Source organism: Paenibacillus sp. FSL R5-0887 (assembly GCF_038002305.1).
Taxonomy (GTDB): Bacteria; Bacillota; Bacilli; order Paenibacillales; family Paenibacillaceae; genus Paenibacillus_AQ; species Paenibacillus_AQ odorifer.
In genome coordinates, this window is the sequence record NZ_JBBOCE010000001.1 from 276048 (window position 1) to 294177 (window position 18130).

Annotated in this window: 19 protein-coding genes; 8 read left to right on the forward strand and 11 right to left on the reverse strand. The window is 44.7% G+C overall.

Going from position 1 to position 18130, the window contains the following annotated elements; genetic code table 11:
• Positions 1-6 precede the first annotated feature (6 nt).
• From MKY14_RS01195 to MKY14_RS01215, 5 genes are all read left to right on the forward strand, one after another.
• Complete coding sequence (locus tag MKY14_RS01195) at positions 7-630, forward strand: fumarylacetoacetate hydrolase family protein (protein WP_036689251.1); 624 nt, start codon at positions 7-9, stop codon at positions 628-630.
• Between the two features lie 22 nt (positions 631-652).
• On the forward strand, positions 653-1456 hold the full coding sequence (locus MKY14_RS01200) for a DUF92 domain-containing protein (RefSeq protein ID WP_076218389.1): 804 nt from the start codon (positions 653-655) through the stop codon (positions 1454-1456).
• A 44-nt stretch (positions 1457-1500) separates the two neighbouring features.
• Positions 1501-2070 carry a TetR/AcrR family transcriptional regulator gene (locus MKY14_RS01205; protein WP_076191334.1) on the forward strand — a complete coding sequence of 190 codons (570 nt, stop codon included), beginning with the start codon at positions 1501-1503 and terminating at the stop codon, positions 2068-2070.
• 87 nt (positions 2071-2157) lie between these two features.
• Positions 2158-4092 (forward strand): ABC-F family ATP-binding cassette domain-containing protein, encoded by a 1935-nt coding sequence (locus tag MKY14_RS01210; RefSeq protein ID WP_036689259.1) that lies wholly within the window; start codon positions 2158-2160, stop codon positions 4090-4092.
• Positions 4093-4134: 42 nt separating this feature from the next.
• On the forward strand, positions 4135-4620 hold the full coding sequence (locus MKY14_RS01215) for a tetratricopeptide repeat protein (protein WP_248549266.1): 486 nt from the start codon (positions 4135-4137) through the stop codon (positions 4618-4620).
• A 355-nt stretch (positions 4621-4975) separates the two neighbouring features.
• Here MKY14_RS01215 and MKY14_RS01220 read toward each other — a convergent pair whose 3' ends face one another.
• From MKY14_RS01220 to MKY14_RS01245, 6 genes are all read right to left on the reverse strand, one after another.
• On the reverse strand, positions 4976-5713 hold the full coding sequence (locus MKY14_RS01220; protein WP_340975597.1) for a hypothetical protein: 738 nt from the start codon (positions 5711-5713) through the stop codon (positions 4976-4978).
• Positions 5714-5789: 76 nt separating this feature from the next.
• The gene (locus MKY14_RS01225; protein ID WP_076184364.1) at positions 5790-6830 is read right to left on the reverse strand and encodes a M42 family metallopeptidase; all 1041 of its coding nucleotides are present in this window, start codon (positions 6828-6830) and stop codon (positions 5790-5792) included.
• Between the two features lie 2 nt (positions 6831-6832).
• A complete protein-coding gene (locus MKY14_RS01230; protein WP_042126298.1) occupies positions 6833-7144 on the reverse strand; it encodes a LapA family protein in 312 nt (103 codons plus the stop codon).
• Between the two features lie 88 nt (positions 7145-7232).
• Entirely contained in the window at positions 7233-9023 is a 1791-nt protein-coding gene (pepF, locus tag MKY14_RS01235) for an oligoendopeptidase F (protein ID WP_076125113.1), read from the reverse strand.
• 212 nt (positions 9024-9235) lie between these two features.
• Positions 9236-9406 carry a hypothetical protein gene (locus tag MKY14_RS01240; protein ID WP_036689267.1) on the reverse strand — a complete coding sequence of 57 codons (171 nt, stop codon included), beginning with the start codon at positions 9404-9406 and terminating at the stop codon, positions 9236-9238.
• Positions 9407-9412: 6 nt separating this feature from the next.
• The gene (locus MKY14_RS01245) at positions 9413-9646 is read right to left on the reverse strand and encodes a hypothetical protein (protein ID WP_036689271.1); all 234 of its coding nucleotides are present in this window, start codon (positions 9644-9646) and stop codon (positions 9413-9415) included.
• A gap of 173 nt (positions 9647-9819) precedes the next feature.
• Between MKY14_RS01245 and MKY14_RS01250 the strand changes: the two genes are divergently transcribed.
• Entirely contained in the window at positions 9820-10017 is a 198-nt protein-coding gene (locus MKY14_RS01250) for a cold shock domain-containing protein (RefSeq protein ID WP_036689272.1), read from the forward strand.
• 214 nt (positions 10018-10231) lie between these two features.
• Here the strand turns inward: MKY14_RS01250 and MKY14_RS01255 are convergent, their stop codons facing one another.
• Positions 10232-11482, reverse strand: a complete 1251-nt coding sequence (locus MKY14_RS01255; protein WP_076125115.1) for an MFS transporter — start codon at positions 11480-11482, stop codon at positions 10232-10234.
• Positions 11483-11675: 193 nt separating this feature from the next.
• On the opposite strand from MKY14_RS01255, the gene MKY14_RS01260 reads away from it, so the two are divergent.
• Positions 11676-12758: a tetraprenyl-beta-curcumene synthase family protein gene (locus tag MKY14_RS01260; protein WP_036689648.1), complete on the forward strand. Its 1083-nt coding sequence runs from the start codon at positions 11676-11678 to the stop codon at positions 12756-12758.
• Positions 12759-12824: 66 nt separating this feature from the next.
• Positions 12825-13796 carry a 6-phosphofructokinase gene (gene pfkA / locus MKY14_RS01265; protein ID WP_036689277.1) on the forward strand — a complete coding sequence of 324 codons (972 nt, stop codon included), beginning with the start codon at positions 12825-12827 and terminating at the stop codon, positions 13794-13796.
• A 71-nt stretch (positions 13797-13867) separates the two neighbouring features.
• On the opposite strand, the gene MKY14_RS01270 is transcribed toward pfkA, so the two are convergent.
• The 4 genes from MKY14_RS01270 to MKY14_RS01285 all read right to left on the reverse strand — a co-directional run bounded on the left by MKY14_RS01270 (position 13868) and on the right by MKY14_RS01285 (position 18022).
• Positions 13868-15241, reverse strand: a complete 1374-nt coding sequence (locus MKY14_RS01270; protein ID WP_076125117.1) for an MATE family efflux transporter — start codon at positions 15239-15241, stop codon at positions 13868-13870.
• Positions 15242-15376: 135 nt separating this feature from the next.
• Positions 15377-16588, reverse strand: a complete 1212-nt coding sequence (locus MKY14_RS01275; protein ID WP_076125118.1) for a putative glycoside hydrolase — start codon at positions 16586-16588, stop codon at positions 15377-15379.
• Positions 16589-16819: 231 nt separating this feature from the next.
• A complete protein-coding gene (locus tag MKY14_RS01280; RefSeq protein ID WP_036689649.1) occupies positions 16820-17008 on the reverse strand; it encodes a hypothetical protein in 189 nt (62 codons plus the stop codon).
• A gap of 180 nt (positions 17009-17188) precedes the next feature.
• Positions 17189-18022, reverse strand: a complete 834-nt coding sequence (locus MKY14_RS01285; protein ID WP_036689285.1) for a YitT family protein — start codon at positions 18020-18022, stop codon at positions 17189-17191.
• Positions 18023-18130 lie beyond the last annotated feature (108 nt).

Sequence of the window (18130 nt, forward strand, 5' to 3'; positions counted from 1 at the left end):
CTGTTTATGTGCGCTGCTGTTAATAATCTATATTGTGTTGGACGCAACTACAAGCTACACGCGGAGGAATTGGGTAACAATGTGCCCGTGGAGCCGCTCATCTTCATGAAGCCCTCACATGCGGCTGTTTCCCTCGATAAAGCAGTAATTAAGCTGCCAAAGGATGCGGGTCAGATTCATTATGAAGGTGAACTTGTACTGCGTATTGCACGTGATTATACACCAGGCATGAGCGTGGAGGATCTGGTAGATGTAATGGCACTGGGACTGGATTTCACGCTGCGTGATGTGCATAATGATCTGCAGAAGAAAGGTTTGCCGTGGACGCCAGCTAAAGGCTTTAAAAATGCCGCACCACTCACCCCTTACATAGCGTTTCCAGATAAGGAAGAGCTGGAGGGAACTGATTTTACAGTGGTGAAAAATGGGGTGGAAGTACAACGCGGCAATGTTAAAAACATGATTTTTTCACTTCAAAAAATTGTTGATTTTATCGCGGAGCGCTACGGGTTAGGGAAAGACGATGTGATATTTACAGGTACTCCGGCAGGCGTGGGTCCTACTGTAGCTGGCGACGCTTTCGAGCTGTACTGGGGCGACAAGCTGATGGGGACTTGCCTGATCGGTTAATAGATCTGTTGGAGATGAATCTATGCAGTGGGTTATTGGCGCTTTAGGCGCTTTGATTGTTGCGGGAGCGGCATATTGGAAGCAGTCTTTAAGTCTCTCTGGCATGATTGCCGCGGTAGTGATGGGCACTATTTATTTTGGTGCCGGAAATGCTTTTTGGTTTGGGATATTGCTGATCTTCTTCATCACTTCAAGCCTGCTGTCCAAACTTCATCATGATAATAAAGCAGAATTAGAGCTGACGTATGCTAAGACGGGCCGCCGCGATGCCGGGCAGGTCTTTGCTAACGGTGGACTTGGCATGGTTCTGGTTTTTCTGAATGCGATCTTCCCGCATGAGCTATGGGGGTTCCTATTTATTGGTGTAATGGCTACAGTAACCTCGGATACATGGGCTACGGAGATCGGAACACTGAGCAAGAAACCGCCTCGTTCTGTCCTTACGGGTAAAGTTCTTCCTGCCGGAGCTTCGGGTGGTGTATCCAGCTTGGGTACGCTGGCGGCGGCGGCAGGAGGCGCACTCATCGGTGCGTCAGCTTGGCTGCTGCGTATGATATCCGGCATGCCGGATCACTCTTTCGTGCTGCTTACCCTAGCAGGACTTGCCGGAGGATTAGTCGGCGCCTTTGCCGACTCTATCCTTGGTGCAACCGTGCAGCAGATGAACCGCTGTACCGTATGCGGCCGCGAAGTGGAAGGTTCACAGCATTGTGGGGCTCCAGCTGTACACGCAAGAGGCTGGAAGTGGATGAGCAATGACGCAGTCAATGCCATCAGCTCTATCCTCGGCGGTGCAGCTGCCTTACTGCTGAGCATGATCATTTAGCATTTGAATTTAAGCTTTGAACGGCACAGTTTAGGGAGGGACCGATGAGTAGCGCATCCAATCAAAAACATACTGCTATTCTGGATGCCGCATACGAGCTCTTCGGTTCAGGTGGATTTTACGAAACGAAGATGTCGGAAGTGGCGGAGCAAGCCGGGATAGCAAAGGGCACCGTTTATTTATACTTCAAGAGCAAGGAAGATTTATTCATGGCAGTGACGCGCCGCGATTGTGAGGGGTTTCTCCTGCAATTACAGGAAAGGCTGAAGGCTAGTGATACTTTGGCCGGTAAACTGTCGATCATTGCTAAACATCACTTGAATTATTATTATGAACGCAAGCGGCATACGAAGCTCTTTTTCCGTGCCCCTAACAATAATCCTGAATTAGTGGCGTATATGACTCAATTTATGGAGCAATACATGCAAGATGTGGTCAAGGTATTATTAGAAGGTGGAGCATCCGAGCCTGAGCTTATGGCACAGTCCTACATAGGGATGCTGGATCGTTTGAAGATGGATATTTTATTTGATCCGTCTTTTACGGAGGAGGACGCGTATAAACGCGCTGATTTCGCTGCTGGTCTTTTTATTAGAGGGGCTATGATTACCTGAATTTTGGATAGGATGATAGACCGGATAAATAGCATTGGTTAGATGCGGGCCGGTTTTATGAAAATATAAGGCAAGCGAGGAAATAGCATGAATATTATGACCGTGGAACATCTTTCCAAGAGTTATGGCGAGAAAGTACTCTTTAGCGACGCTTCATTTGGTATGGACGATCGGGATAAAATTGGCTTGATCGGTGTGAATGGAACGGGTAAATCAACCTTTTTACGGATTATTGCCGGTCTGGATACTCCGGATGGTGGACAAATTGCCATCGGGAATAATGTAAGAGTACAATATTTGGCGCAGAATCCTCCTTATGATCCTATGAATACAGTTTTGCAGCAAGTGTTCGCCGGGGATGATCCAGACCTTGCTACCATGCGTGAGTATATGGAGACTATGTCCCAGCTTGAACAGCAGCCTGGTAATGCTGAACTGGAAGGAAAACTAGTAAAGATTGGGCAGGCGATCGACGCTGCGGGAACATGGCATTTGGAGAGTGAAGCCAAAAGCGTGCTTACCAAGCTAGGCATCTTAAAGTTTGATGCGTTAATGGACACACTTTCTGGTGGACAACGTAAACGTGTGGCTCTGGCAGCTGCACTGATTACCCCCTCTGAACTGCTGATTCTTGATGAGCCTACGAACCATATTGATACGGATTCCGTGGCTTGGTTGGAGCAATATTTGCAGAAACGGCGCGGCGCTCTTTTGATGGTGACGCATGATCGTTACTTCCTGGAGCGTGTGGCTAGTGTCATGCTAGAGCTAGATGGTGGCCAGCTTTATCGTTATGAAGCTAACTATTCACGGTTTCTAGAGCTTAAAGCCGATCGAGAAGAACGAGAAGCCTCTGCCGAACAGAAGCGTAAGAATCTGTTGCGTACAGAGCTGGCTTGGATTCGTCGCGGTGCCAAAGCCCGTTCAACAAAACAGAAGGCAAGAATCGACCGCTTCGAGAAGCTGAAAGAGAGTACGGGAAGCAGCTCGAACGGTTCATTGGATATCTCTGTGGCTTCTACACGTTTAGGTCGCAAGATCATTGAAATTAATGACCTGTCGAAAGCGTTGGATGGTCGTCAGCTAATCAAAGATCTCAGCTATATCGCTGTACCCCAGGATAGAGTGGGCATCGTCGGCCCGAACGGCAGCGGCAAATCCACACTCTTAAATATGATTGCAGGTCAGCTGCAACCCGATAAAGGTGAAGTTCAGCTTGGCGCTACGGTTAAGCTTGGTTACTTTACACAAGAGCATCAGGATATGGATGACAGTATGCGTGCCATTGAATACGTGAAGGAAGAAGCAGAAGTGATACGGACAGCAGACGGCAGTGTGATTACGGCTGGTCAAATGCTGGAACGCTTCTTGTTCCCTCCTGCGATGCAGTGGACACCGATCTCCAAGCTGTCTGGTGGCGAAAAAAGACGCTTGTATCTGCTTCGTGTATTGATGGGAGCTCCTAACGTATTGCTTTTGGATGAACCTACGAACGATTTGGATATCGGCACATTGGCTGTTTTGGAAGATTATCTGGATGAATTTCCGGGTGTCGTCTTTACCGTATCCCATGACCGTTATTTCTTGGACCGTACGATAGATAAGCTGATTGCTTTTGAAAATGGCGATATCCGGATTCACGTTGGCGATTATACGGAATATGAAGAATGGCTGGCCAAAAATGTACCGTCACGCATTGGAGAACCGAACAAAGAAGGAAGCTCAAAGCAAAAAGAGGCCGCGGACACTGCCAGCAACCCTGCAGCTTCAACGGCTCCCAAAACAAAACTCAAATTCAGCTTCAAGGAACAGCGTGAATATGAGGGCATTGATGAGCAAATTGAGCTTGCAGAGCAACGTTTGACGGATATTAGTGTACAGATGGAGGCGGCTTTTGCTGACTCTGGAAGGCTGCAGGAGCTAGTAGAGGAGCAACGCCTAGCCGAAGCAGAGCTGGAGCGTCTTATGGAACGCTGGACCTATCTGAACGAGCTTGCGGAGAAAATCGCTGGTAAGGCTTAAACCCGTTGGATGGCTTTGAATGAAAATAGGGGAGGGCTCTGTGTGGAAGATAAACTTAAAGCTGCCGTAGCCCTACGCAACGCTGGTAAAGCGGAAGAAGCCAAAATGATGCTGTTTGAGCTATATGAGCAGAATGCTGGGGACGCTGAACTTCTATATCAATTGGCCTGGACGCATGATGTGCTGGGTTTGGAGCGGGCGGCAGTACCCTTTTATGAGAAAAGCTTGGCGTTAGGATTACCTTCTGAGCAGAGAGTTGGCGCTCTATTGGGACTGGGCAGCACCTACCGGACACTCGGAGAATACGAGAAGTCAAAAGGTCTTCTGATGCTGGCTGTTCAGGAGTACCCGGAGAATAAGGAATTTCCGGCGTTCCTAGCCATGACCTTGCACAATCTTGGAGAGCATAGTCAAGCGATGGAGCTGCTGCTTAAGCTGTTGGCAGAAACCTCTGCGGATGAAGGGATAAGAAGTTACAGTAAGGCCATTTCTTATTATTCAGATAAACTGGAGCAAGTCTGGGATTGAGGCTGGCTTTTAAATCACAGTGATTCTTACAAATCACTACCCGGACACAGCTAACCTTAAACGCAGCATTATAACCCATTTGGAATGTTAACGGACACCACAGTCGCTATTGACACTAAAAGCACCCAATACGTTCCTTTTTTGCGTGAATAACGTCGCTTGGGTCCGAAACAATGCTCCAAAGGCTAATAATTTGCGAATAACGCCATCTGGGTCCGTAAGCACCAGCCGAAAGTGATGACCACCGGGAAATTCCGGGAGTGTCTGTTGAAGAACAAGAGAACCACCAATAAACAAAAAAAGAGTAGGATCCTCCACTAATTGGAGAATTCTACTCTTTTATTTTTCTACTCTTTTATTTCGTTCCGTCCACAGCAATCATTTGCACTACAGACCGAGAATCGCCGGGTACAATGATTTCCTTCGCATTCATCTGGGAAGAGCCATCTCCGTCCAAGAAGATGCCCTCCAGACCCTTAGCAGGAACTGTCTGGAGGATCGCTGAGCGGAACTCTGCCGCTGTTGAGAGCGTTGGGGTAACAATCAGCCAGAGCTTTCCTGTGTTGTCATACACCATGCCTGAGCGCAGGCGTTTCTCATCAGCGTAAGGAAGATGCTCTTCAGCTACTGCCGCTTCCCATAAGTCTTCGTGTCCCAGATTCATACTAATGCCACCTTGCGCAAAATAATGCTGGCGATCAGTAATCTTCAATTCTTCTCCAGAAGAGACAACCTGTACGGAGAAGCTACGGCTGGCACCATCCCAGACAAGGGTTCCACGTGCGTATTTAGCATTGAACCAGCCAGACCCATAACCCTTCTGGGCTCCGTTGACTGGAGTATCATTCATGATAGCCATGGATAAAAGCGCATCTTGATAGAAAAAACCACCGTTAATCCCATATGCATTAACTTGCCGTAAAGGGACACCCGCGGCCCTGAGCTTAATATCCACAGGTGAAAGTGACATCATATAGAGCTGCACGTTATCTGTACTCACTGTTTCCAAAAAGCTATAGGCGTGAGGAAGACCTTTAAAGGGATCTTCCTTATGATTTCTAAATACCAGAAACAACGATACCGCTAACCCCACTATCAATAACACCAGAAGTGAGACGATAAGTCCCTGTCTGCGCCTCCAGAGCTGGTTCAGCTTGCCAGAGCTACCCTCAGTTTGTCCCCACATAAGCAGCGAGAAGCTTAGCAGTGTTCACTACAGCTTGCTTATGCGTACGTTCCATGGAGTGAGAGGCATGTACACCTGGGCCAATCAATGCTGCACGGATATTGTTTCCGCCTCTGAGCGCTGCGGAAGCATCGGAGCCGTACATAGGATAAATATCAACGGCATAAGGAATTGCTAGTGCTTCTGCCAGTTCAATCAAACGACCTGTCATAACATAATCGTAAGGGCCGGAAGAGTCTTTAGCACAGATGGATACATCGGTTTCTTTACAGCTGAGATCATCACCCATGGCGCCCATATCGACGGCAATCATTTCATTGATTTCACCAGGAATCCAAGCTGTACCATGTCCCACTTCCTCGTAGTTAGAGATGAGGAAAGAAAGGTTGTGGAGAGGTTTCCAGCCTTCACGTTTAATACTTTCCAGCAATCCGAGAAGGGCAGCCACGCTTGCTTTGTCATCTAAATGACGGGATTTAATGTAGCCGCTAGGCGTAATCACTGCACGTGCATCGAAAGAAATGAAATCTCCGACGGAAATGCCAAGCTTGAGTACGTCTTCTTTAGAAGATACCAGCTCATCAATACGTACTTCCATGTTCTCCTCTGATCGTTTGAAGTCACGGGCGTCTGGATATACGTGTACAGATGGATGGCTGGTTAAGATGGTTCCTGTATAAGTTTTGCCGCTACGGGTATGGATCGTGCAGTATTCATTCTCAATGCTGTGCATGGCGAAGCCACCCACAGAGGTCAGACGCAGTGTGCCATTAGCTTTAATCGAGCGGACCATGGCACCAAGTGTATCCACGTGAGCGCTGATGCCAATAGTACGAGAGGGATCTAAGCCAGGGACGTTAAGAATTACGCCGCCTTTTTCATTCCAGCTTAAAGGTACGTTCAGCGCAGCTGCTTCTTCAGCAACTAGTGTCATTACCTGTGCGGTGAAACCGCTTGGGCTGGGGGTGTCGAGTAATTTTTTTAGGATGGAAAGTATGTAGTCTTCATTAGGTTGAATGGTAATCATTAGTTAAGCCCTCCTGTTAAGCCATCATTGTCTGTGTTAAAAGAATCCAGTGAAGTGTCGGCATCACGAAGCTTGGTAAGCTCAGCAGTTAAGCTTTTAATTTGCTTTTGTAGTTTGTATTGACGAAAAATGCCGTAAGAGCCCACGATGATTCCGCCAATTAACGCGCAGCCAAGAATAACGAGTATAAGTGGTATATTAACCACATCAAAACCGAAATTGACTTGAACGGGATCAACGTTGATGACTGCGAATATGGCGGTTAGCAGCGCGAAGATTAGACCCGCAATTAGTGACCATTGAATTCTCATTGAATTCTTCCTCCTCAGGGGGATATAACAATATAAAATCCCCTGCCCAGATAGGGCAAGGGATTAATGTAATACTAAGCTCTCTGCCTTATTTGGTCAACTGTTCCATTTGCTCGATAACACTTTCGAACACACTCATCGCTTCGCGAATCGGCTCAGGAGACGACATGTCAACGCCTGCTTTTGACAAAATATTGATGGAGTAATCACTGCCACCGCTCTTCAGGAAGCCGAGGTAACGATCTACCGCCGGTTTACCTTCTTCAAGGATTTGTTTGGCAAAGCTAGTCGCTGCCGAGAAGCCTGTTGCATATTTGTAAACATAGAAGCTGTTATAGAAATGCGGAATTCGTGCCCATTCCATCTCGATATCCTGATCTACAACCATTTCTTTGCCGTAGTATTTGACATTCAGGTCGTAGTAGATACTTGAAAGATCTTGAGGGGTAAGCGAATCGCCCTCTTCAACACGCTGATGAATGATCTTTTCGAATTCTGCGAACATCGTTTGCCGGAAAATCGTTGTCCGGAACTGATCGGCATAGTAGGTGAGCAGATACATTTTTTCCTTAGGATCTGTAGACTTTTTGAGTAGATAATCCATAAGCAAAGCTTCATTGGTAGTCGAAGCAACCTCTGCAAGGAAAATAGTATACTGTGCATCCCGATAGTTCAGAGCGTTGTCTGAAAAATAAGAGTGTAGAGCATGACCCATCTCATGTGCCAGAGTAAACATACTGTTCAGATTATCGTTATGGTTCAGCAGGACGTATGGGTGTGTGCCATAAGGGCCCCAGCTGTAAGCTCCAGAGCGTTTATTCTCGTTCTCATAGACATCAATCCAGCCATTGTCGTAGCCTTTTTGCAGCACATTCAGATAATCTTCACCCAGCGGTTTGAGGCCTTCTTTGGTAATTTTCTTCGCTTCTTCGTACGTGATATCCAGCTTATATTCATCTACTAGTGGTGCAAATAGGTCATACATATGTAACTCATCCACACCAAGCAGCTTTTGACGCAACTTCATGTAACGGTGCATTAAAGGAAGACTCTCATGAATCGTATCGATCAGGTTGGTGTATACCTCTTTTGGAATGTTATCACCGTAAAGAGACATTTCCATTACAGATGGATACTTGCGGACGTGTGAGAAAAAGACGTTTTTGTTCACATTGGCGCTAAGCGTTGCTGCGATGGTGTTTTTTTGCTTACGATAGGTGTCATAGACTGCTTTAAAAGCATTTCGGCGAACCTCGCGATCGGAGCTTTCCAAGAACTTGATATAGTTGCCGTGAGTCAGCTCGACCTCTTTGCCATCTTCATCTTTAATCTTAGGGAATTTCAGATCTGCGTTGTTCAGCATACTAAAAATATTCTGAGGCGCTTGTGCTAGGTTTCCAACTTGGGCAAGCAGAGCTTCCTCAGCCTTGGACAATACATGCGCTTTCTCACGTTTCATCTCTTTTAAAGTGAAGGTGTAAGCGGACAGTTCAGGATCAGCAATAAATTGATCCAGCTTCTCAATAGGCAGTGCCAAGATTTCTGGGGTTACAAAAGAAAAGGCTTCGCCTGCTTCGATCCCAAGCTTCTTCGCTTTGGAGGACAAAGCTTGATATTCAGGATTAGCAGTGTCTTCATCCTGACGCATATGAGCATAGACAAAGAGTCGCTCAGTGGAGACGGACAGCTTGTCATCCAGCTCAAAACATTGTTTCACAGCTTCTGCGGAATCAAGTTTACCTTGGAAATCAGCAGCTTTTTTGATCAGTGATTTAGCTTCAGCATATTCTGCATCCCAATCCTTCTGAGAGGCAAATATATCTTCAAGCTTCCAACGATTCTCAGCAGGTACTTCACTTCTCTTCAATAATTGTTCCATAGAAACCCTCCTAGAATGATGAGATGTAGTAGGCATAATCTCCCTCGGCAATACTGTGGATGATATTTCACCCGGTAGCAAGCTGAGCACAAGTAGAAGAGGGATGGACTTGAGTGTAATAGGCATGACGTCCTCCTCTTTGAAAAGTAGAGTCAGATTATTATGTCCTGCTAAGTCCTGATTATTAATATTTAGTCTTCTTTATATGGTAGTTATGCCAACAAGCTATAAATAACAAAGATGAAAGCAAACAGAATCATTACGACCGCAGCCATGGCCATGCCCCGCTTTAGTTTCGGCGGGACACGATCCTTGGTCATAATTAATACTGCGCCTAGACAGAGGACTAGGACAACATAAATCGTGAGATTTTCGTTATTCATTTCCTGTTATACCTGTTTGAAAGCTGCAATGATGTTTTTGTACTCTTCTTCATTGTCTTTATAAGATTCTTTGTTGAAGCGGTTATTCACCCATTGCATCATCGCTGGACGACTAAGGAAGGTATGTGTTTCTTCTCCCCATTGATCGGAAATTTCGCGGAGTACAATGTAGCGGCCTTGAACTTCTACCGTCATCATATTCCATTTGTCTGTTTTGTATATTTCATGTTTTTTGATCATTATCATTACCACCCTGGCGATTTTTGGCTTTTGGCTCAATGATAACGCACTGGAGAAGGGAAAAGCAAATTAAATCATATATTAAGGGTTGGGTTTGATTGATTTGAACAGAAGATTGCAGTATACTATAGTTATACGCCATATATGGCGGTTATTTTTAGGAGGTTGTTCAATTGAAAGGTACAGTAAAATGGTTTAACGCAGAAAAAGGTTATGGTTTTCTTCAAGTAGAAGGCGGCGAAGATGTATTCGTACACTTCTCAGCAATTCAAGGTGAAGGATTCAAGACTTTGGACGAAGGTCAAGAAGTAGAATTCGACATCACTGATGGTAGTCGCGGACCGCAAGCTGAAAACGTAGTAAAATTATAAGAAACAGCAGGACAGTTAAGCTGTCTGCTACAAATATATAATTTACTTGGCAAGCCCTTGCAAGAGTGGTTACCAACTTACAGAACACAGTTCTTTCGGGAACTGTGTTTTTTTACGCCCGCTATAGAAGTTATCCAAAATGAAAAAGGTCGTTTCACTCCAGTGAAGGGGAGTGAAACGACCTTTTTGTATTATGGAATAACACCAACCCTAATTATAGGGAGGCTTTTTTGTTCTTTTTTCTGAAATAATTGATCGGCTCCAGGTTGGATTTCAATAAATGCTGTCCCAGAAACCCTGCAAAAGCAAGTAAGCTGAAACCCGTAGCCACTATATAAAAAATATAACGCCCCGCCTCTTGATAAATAATGCCGCCAAAGGTACCGCTAAGCAGCCCAGAGGCACTTGACCAAACGACGGTGAAAATGGCAAGACCTGTTGCCCGAAGGCGATCCGGGATAATCCGGGTGATATAACGGACAGATGTTACATAAAAAACACCAAATGATATACTGTGCATGGCTTGAATGGCAATCATTGAGCCTGGATGATCCGCCAGGGACATCAAAAGAAAACGCAGAGCATACATCAGACTCCCCAAGGCCAGCAAGGGCAATTCTTTGAATTTGTCGCCGTATCTGCTGAGGATAAATAATACAGGGATCTCACTAAGAGCTGACGCGAGCAATGCCCAGCCAATGATTTCCTCACCAGCGCCTAGTTGTTTTAGACTGATCGTCAGAAAGGCTTCGTTCATTCTATGGCCTAACGCGAGTACAAACACACAGCCGAAGAACCACAGCACCTCTTTTTGCAACAATATATCTTTAAGTCCATTTTTGCTATTATCAGCTTCAGCTGTGTCCTTATCTTGATTCGTTGTTTCTATAACAGCAGGTCTTTTAACATCCTTAAGACCTAGGGTAATTAAAAGTGCAGCAATAATGATGATGATACATAGGGTCAAGCTCCAAGTAGAGCCCAATGCTCTTAATGCATAGCCAACGGTTAGAGCAAAGAAAGAATAGCCTAAGGAGCCAAAAACGCGAATGGTAATGAAGTTCCGTCCGTGTCTTTCGGCAACTTTGATAGCCATTGTATCGGCAAGCGGAAAAACTGGGTAATAGAAGAAGTAGAAGAAGGACAAAATAAGCATGACAGATGAAAATTCGGCCGCTCTGGCTAATAGAAGACCAGTTACTAATTGACCCGCAAGTAGTATGAACATGATCTTTCGAACGGTGCCTAACTTATCGCTTATCATACTCCAGAATAGATTGGATAGGATGGAGATAAGGGGACCGAGGGAATACAAGTAGCCTATCTGAGAACTGCTAAACCCTAAATGTGTGTAGAATAAAGGAAAGTAGGATACTACAAGGACGCTGGTACCATATATGGTAAAAAGAAAGGAACGCAGCCAGTTTTGATCACTGTAAAGGCTGCCGGTCCGTTTTGAAAACATGGATTGCACTCCTCCGAAATTGAAATATGCCTAGTATAGCATAAAGCAATGGGGAGATGTTTTTAAAAACTGCTGTATTTCTGAATCTTTCATGATTTTACGAAAGTGATTTTGTTGTTTGTACAAATACGCCTGATCATATTATAATAAGTGGTGATTTGGATAAGGAGACAACAATGTGGAGGCACTGTCATTGAGTGAATTAGAGCAAGGCCGTTACCTTAGCCCGCGTGGTCCACTGGGACTTATGAACAGGGTCTATAAGTACGTGCTGCCGGAAGTGAGAGAATGTCTCCATTTCTGGCGCCAAGATGCGAACGGGATTCCCGATCCCGAGCTCCGGAAGCAAGCACTTGCCAGCATTGAAACTAAAGAGTTTCATTGCATAGGCGGTGGTATTTATGCCGCCGGCAATTTATCGATGAAACATATACTGATTCCGCTAATTGTTGCTTATCAAACTATCAGTGATTATCTGGACAACTTATGTGATCGCAGTACTTCGCTTGATCCTGCAGATTTCAGGCTGCTGCATCAATCTATGCTGGATGCTATTGATCCAAATGCTGAGCCAGGTAATTATTATGCGCTTCGAAGTGAACAGAATGACGGCGGATATTTGTACAGGCTGGTTCGTAAATGCCAAGAAATGATTTCTTTGTTGCCAGGTTATTCCGCTGCTGCAGCGGAGATTCGAGAACTGGCTGTGCTCTATACAGATTTACAAGTGTATAAGCACATTCGCCCGGAACTCAGGGAAACAGCCCTGAAGGAGTGGTGGGAGGAACAGGGCAGTCGAGCGCCACATCTGCAATGGAATGAGTTTTCGGCTGCAACGGGATCAACGCTAGGTGTATTTATGTTATTTCTATCCGCATGTGATCCGAAGCTGAACCAAGCTTCTGCGGCTTCGATTCGAGCCGCGTATTTTCCGCATGTATGTGGTCTGCACATTATGCTGGATTATCTGATTGATCAGGAAGAGGACCGAGCAGGCGGTGATCTTAATTTCTGCAATTATTATGATGACACGGATACCATGCTGAGTCGGATCGCTGCAATGGTTGAGTGGGCCCGTAAGGATGTTCGTAATCTTCCAGAGTCTTCGATGCATCGTATGGTGATTGAGGGATTGCTGGCACTTTATTTATCTGATCCGAAAGTTAGCGAACAGCGGGAAGTTCGCTCTGTATCTAAAAGCCTGATGAAAGGCAGTCCGCTTACAAGACTGTTCTTCTTCGCTAACAGCCGTTGGATACGCAAACGCTTTTTGTAACCATGTCGCGAAGTTATTTTTATAAGAAGTATCAGACTTCGCACAATTTTAAGGAGGAACAACAGAATGTCTAAAATTCAAAAAATCGCAGTATTGACTAGTGGTGGAGATTCACAGGGAATGAACGCCGCTGTTCGTGCGGTTGTAAGAAGCGCACTTTATTTCGGTATTGAGGTATTTGGGGTGCAACGTGGTTATCAAGGTCTGCTGAATCGCGATATTTTCCCAATGGATCTTCGCAGTGTAGGGGATATTATTCAACGTGGCGGTACTGTTCTGCAGTCTGCAAGATGTCTGGAGTTCACGAAACCGGAAGGACAACAAAAAGGCGCGGATATCCTTAATGAACTGGGTATCGATGGTCTAGTAGTTATCGGTGGAGATGGTTCTTATAAAGGAGCTAACAAATTAAGTAAACTCGGTATCAAGACTATGGCTTTGCCAGGTACGATTGATAACGATATCTCCTTCACAGACTACACTATCGGGTTTGATACAGCGGTTGGCGTTGTTGTAGACGCTATTAACAAGTTGCGTGACACTATGTCCTCCCATGAACGTTCTTCCATTGTAGAGGTTATGGGACGCCACTGTGGCGATATCGCGCTGCATGCTGGACTGGCTTCCGGAGCAGAAACAATTCTTGTGCCGGAAATGCCGTATGATTTGAATGAAGTTGCTGACCGGATGCGCGATAACTTTATCAGAGGTAAACGTCACAGTATCGTAATTGTTGCCGAAGGCGTTGGCAAAGGTGAAGATGTGGCTCAAGCTCTGAAAGACCGTCATGCTTCTCTGGATGCACGTGTTACTGTACTCGGACATATCCAACGTGGTGGAACACCAACTCCTGGAGACCGGAATCTAGCTAGCCGTCTTGGCGATTTTGCCGTACGTAAGCTAATCGAAGGTGAATCCGACAAGGCTTGTGGTATCATCAAAGGTGAATTAACCCTTACGGATATTGATCTCGTTGTAAATACGAAAAAGGGCTTTGACCTGGAGCTGTACGAGCTGGCTTCCCGTCTTTCCCAATAATTAGCGACCCTATATATAAAAAGGAACAGCTGCGAGATGCGCACTGTTCCTTTTTTGTGTAATATGGATCGTTAGCTCTGTGGTTGTTCCTGTGTGTATTGTGCGGCATAACGCCGTTGAACTTTGATAAGCCGAGACAATAGCAGGGTCGCACCGATGGCAAGACCGGTAATAAGACCAATCCAGTAGCCGAATGCTCCTAGATCTGTATAAGTTGCAAGTACATAACCTGTAGGTAAGCCAATTACCCAATAGGCAATAAAACAAATGATAAAGGCTGGGTTAACATCCTTATATCCGCGAAGCGCCCCTTGAGTAGGTGTAGCAATTGCATCTGAGATTTGAAAAAAGATTGCATAGATCAGGAAATGCTGAATCAACGAGATGACATCGGGTTCATCTGAATATAGACCAGCTACATGATTTCCGGCAAACAAGAGTAATAAAGCTGTGGCCAGCGAAAGGATTGCTGCCAGCCCGATACCCATTATGGCATATTGGCGTGCATCCTTTTGTCTGCCAGACCCGGTCTCGAAGCCGACGAGGATGGTAAGGCTGATGCAAATACTGAGCGGAATCATATAGAGTGTTGTTGCAAAATTGATTGCTGCCTGATGCGCGGCAATTGTTACGGTATCAAATCGGCTCATTAACAAGGTTACAGCGGAAAAGACAGCCGTTTCGAAAAAAATCGAGAAACCGATGGGTACTCCGATTTTAAGCAAATCTTTAATGCTGTTTAACGATATGAAGTAGAAATTACGGAATAATCTGAGATTTACAAAGGCCTGAGAACGATATATGAACAGTAGAGCAACGGCAAATATAACCCAATAGGTAATGGCTGAAGCTACCCCTGCACCAACACCCCCGAGACGAGGGAATCCGAAGTTCCCGAAGATGAGCAAATAGTTCAAACCTACATTTACAGGCAAAGCTATTAGTGTAATACACATGGATACGCGTGTTTGCCCTAAAGCGTCTATACAGCTACGAAGTACCGTATATCCAAACAGGGGGATAATTCCGAACGAAATAGCACTGAGGAAGCGGAAAGCAACATCTCTTACACCAGGCTCCAAGTTCATAAAATTAAGAATAGGTGACAAGGCAAAGCTGCCAATCAGCAAGACGATGATCGAAACAATTAGTGACAGCCAAATACCTTGTGTGACTTGAAAGGCGACATCCTTATCTTTTTTGCTCCCGATGAGCTGTGAGACAATAGGTGTGATCCCCATAAGAATACCGCTGAGACCGGTTTGGATTGGAATCCAAAGACTAGTTCCTATCGCAACTCCTGCCAGATCGACGGTCCCGAATTTACCGGACATATTAGTATCAAAGAAGGTGATCGCGGATAAAGCAATTTGTGTAACAAGGATTGGGAATAAAATATGAAAAAATTGTCCTGCCTTTTGTTTTAAAGAGGTGGTCTGTATCATAATTCTGTGCCTCATTCTTTATGATTTTTCATGGAATAGGTTAAATAGTTCAATAAGTTTCCGTTAAAAGACCCGGCAGACGCCGGGTCTTTAGCATACGTATATCAGATCAGCTATAAATAATAAGGGCTGTATTCATTGTTTTTCGTAATCAACATCGGCTGTATAGCGATTGTTGGCGTTCCAGAGAAGGAACTCATCCACGTTCTCATCTTTTAAAGCGCGGATTTGATCTTCCACCTGTTTTTTACCATATTTCACATAATGACCACTTCCGAGCCAGCTTGCTGTAAAGTCTTGAATCCAAGGCCGAATAACGGGTTTGTAGCTGCCCAGTGGATCAAGCTTCTTATGTGTATCAACCATGGAGCCTTTGATTGTAGCGTAAGGATCTAAGTCGGGCTCTTTCACGCCAAACCATCCCGTTGAATAGTGACTTGGATAAACCATTGGACTGATAACATCCACATTCTTGGATATTTTAACAAAGTCTTGGCCGATACCCTCAGCAGGGGCAGATGCGGCATATCCAAAAATATCTACGGACACACGGACACCAAGTGGAGCTAGCTCTGCTTTGGCATATTTAACAAAATTAGATACAATTTCTACGCGTGAATCACTGGTTTTAGTGTATTTAAGGGTTTCAGCACGTTTTTCGAATCCTTCCGGAAAACGAACATAGTCGAACTGAATTTCTTTGAAGCCGAGCTTGACAGCTTCCTTGGCGATATCCACATTGTATTTCCAAACATCTTCATTATAAGGATTAACAAAGCTGTCGCCGCCTTTATTCTTCCATACAGTGCCATCAGAATTAACAAAAGACATCTGCGGGTTCTTCTTGGCAAGAATGGAATCTTTAAAAACAACAATCCGGGCGATAGGATAAACATCATGTTTCTTCAAACGTTCCATTAACTTGCTGATATCTCCAATAAAAGGCTGAGGGTTACCAAGCTTCTGAAGGTCGGCATTATCGGTCTTATACGTGATATAACCCGCATCGTCCTTAATGTCTATAACCATTGAGTTAAGTTCGGTTTGGTCAAGCAATGTAAGCAGCTTTTCCATTCGTTCCCCACCAGCACTGTAGGCGGTAACATAAATGCCTTTTACTTTGGGTGCGTCTGGCTGTGGATCGGTGTGTAACATACTTTCTGAGTTTGTTGCTTCAGGTGAAGCGCTTGGAGCTGGAGTTGCTACATTCGAATTGTTGTTTTGTTGTGCAATGATGGGGGGATTCATGGCGGACTTCAAAGCGATCGCCACTTCAGCGTCATGTTGGTTCTGTTGTACGCCTACGCTTCCCAAGGCCATCATCAGTAGAGCCCAGGTGATGTTCATTCGTTTTTCTCTCCCTTTATGTACTTTCCCCTAAATTATATAGGAACGGTTGCTCCCAAAAAGAACAGTGTTGTAACAATATTAGCTCAGATTGGGAATAAAAAACCGCCTTTGTTGTTTATAAACGAGATGTATGGATTCGAAACGGTATGAAAAAAGTAAATGCCGCCTTAAATCGGCAACAGGGCCGAACCCAAGGCGGCAACTATCAAGACTTCTCTTGCGGCTTGCTCATTGAAGATACGCAGAATTCTGATGTTCACAGATGCTGTAATGGATAATATCCATGGCATCTGCAGGTTCCAGAATACTTAGCCCGTCTCGCAGAACGATTACTGAATTTAATTCGTCCTGTTTGAGAAACGGCATCATATCAGGATACCACCTCATGACGATTGCTGACAGTTTTACCGTTTCCATTTCCACAAAAATCACCCTTTCCTTTTTCGATAGTTCTGAATAGATTCAGTGTTCATCGGAAAACGAAGTGCTTTGGAAAAAAGAGGGGTAAATCTCAATCTTTATGAAATTGTTAGGGTTCTGCGTGTGTATAATATATCATAATTCTGAGTTTGGTGCATTTTCCAATACTAGGAATTTTTATTTCCTCATTTTGTCTTTCCGGAAGGAGCCCATGACACCCACTGTTTCAACAATATTTACAAAAGCTTGAGGATCTGTCGTGCGGATGATACGTTGCAGCTCTGCAAGTTCGTAGCGGGTTGTTACCGTCATTAGCATGTCCTTTTCAACGTGAGAATAAGCGCCTTCTGTTTTAATCTTTGTGACACCTCGTTGAAGGCCTATTAGATGTTGCAGTAATTCATCTGTACGGTTTGTTACAATATATACGGTTACTTTTAAGTGGCTGATATGAATCATATCCAACACTTTACCTGTTACATATATAGATACCATTGATGAAAGTGCTAAATTCCAGTTCTGGTCAAGATAAGCGGCCGCCAGGATAACTAGTCCATTTAAACTTACCACTACATTACCGACCGGGAAATCACGGTATTTAGTGATAATTGAACCCAAGATGTCAAAACCTCCGGAAGAACCTCCTGCACGAAAGGAGATACCACAGCCAATCCCAACAAGAACTCCGCCAAATACAGAGGACAGCAGCATATCTGTAGCCACCAGATGCTCAGGAATCACCGTTAAGAACCAGGTTGTAAACACAACGGACAACATGCTCATAATAATAAATCTCCGGCCTAACTGGAACCAACCAGCAGCCAGCAGAGGAATATTAAAGAGCAAGTATAGGAGGCTTATGTTTAATGGAGTGAAATAACCCACTAACATGGAAAGCCCAGATACGCCACCACTTAGTAAACGGTGTGGAATTAAAAATAGATTAAATCCACTGGCGATTAGTGCTGCCCCTAAAAAAACAACCAAACAATTCAAAATCTGTCTTAACAAGTAAATCCACCCTTATATATATATTTAAAAAAATAAAACATGAAAGCAATGAAAAGAAAGGAACCCACTGGTATTCTCACATGTGTTTGTGATATAATGTATAGGATA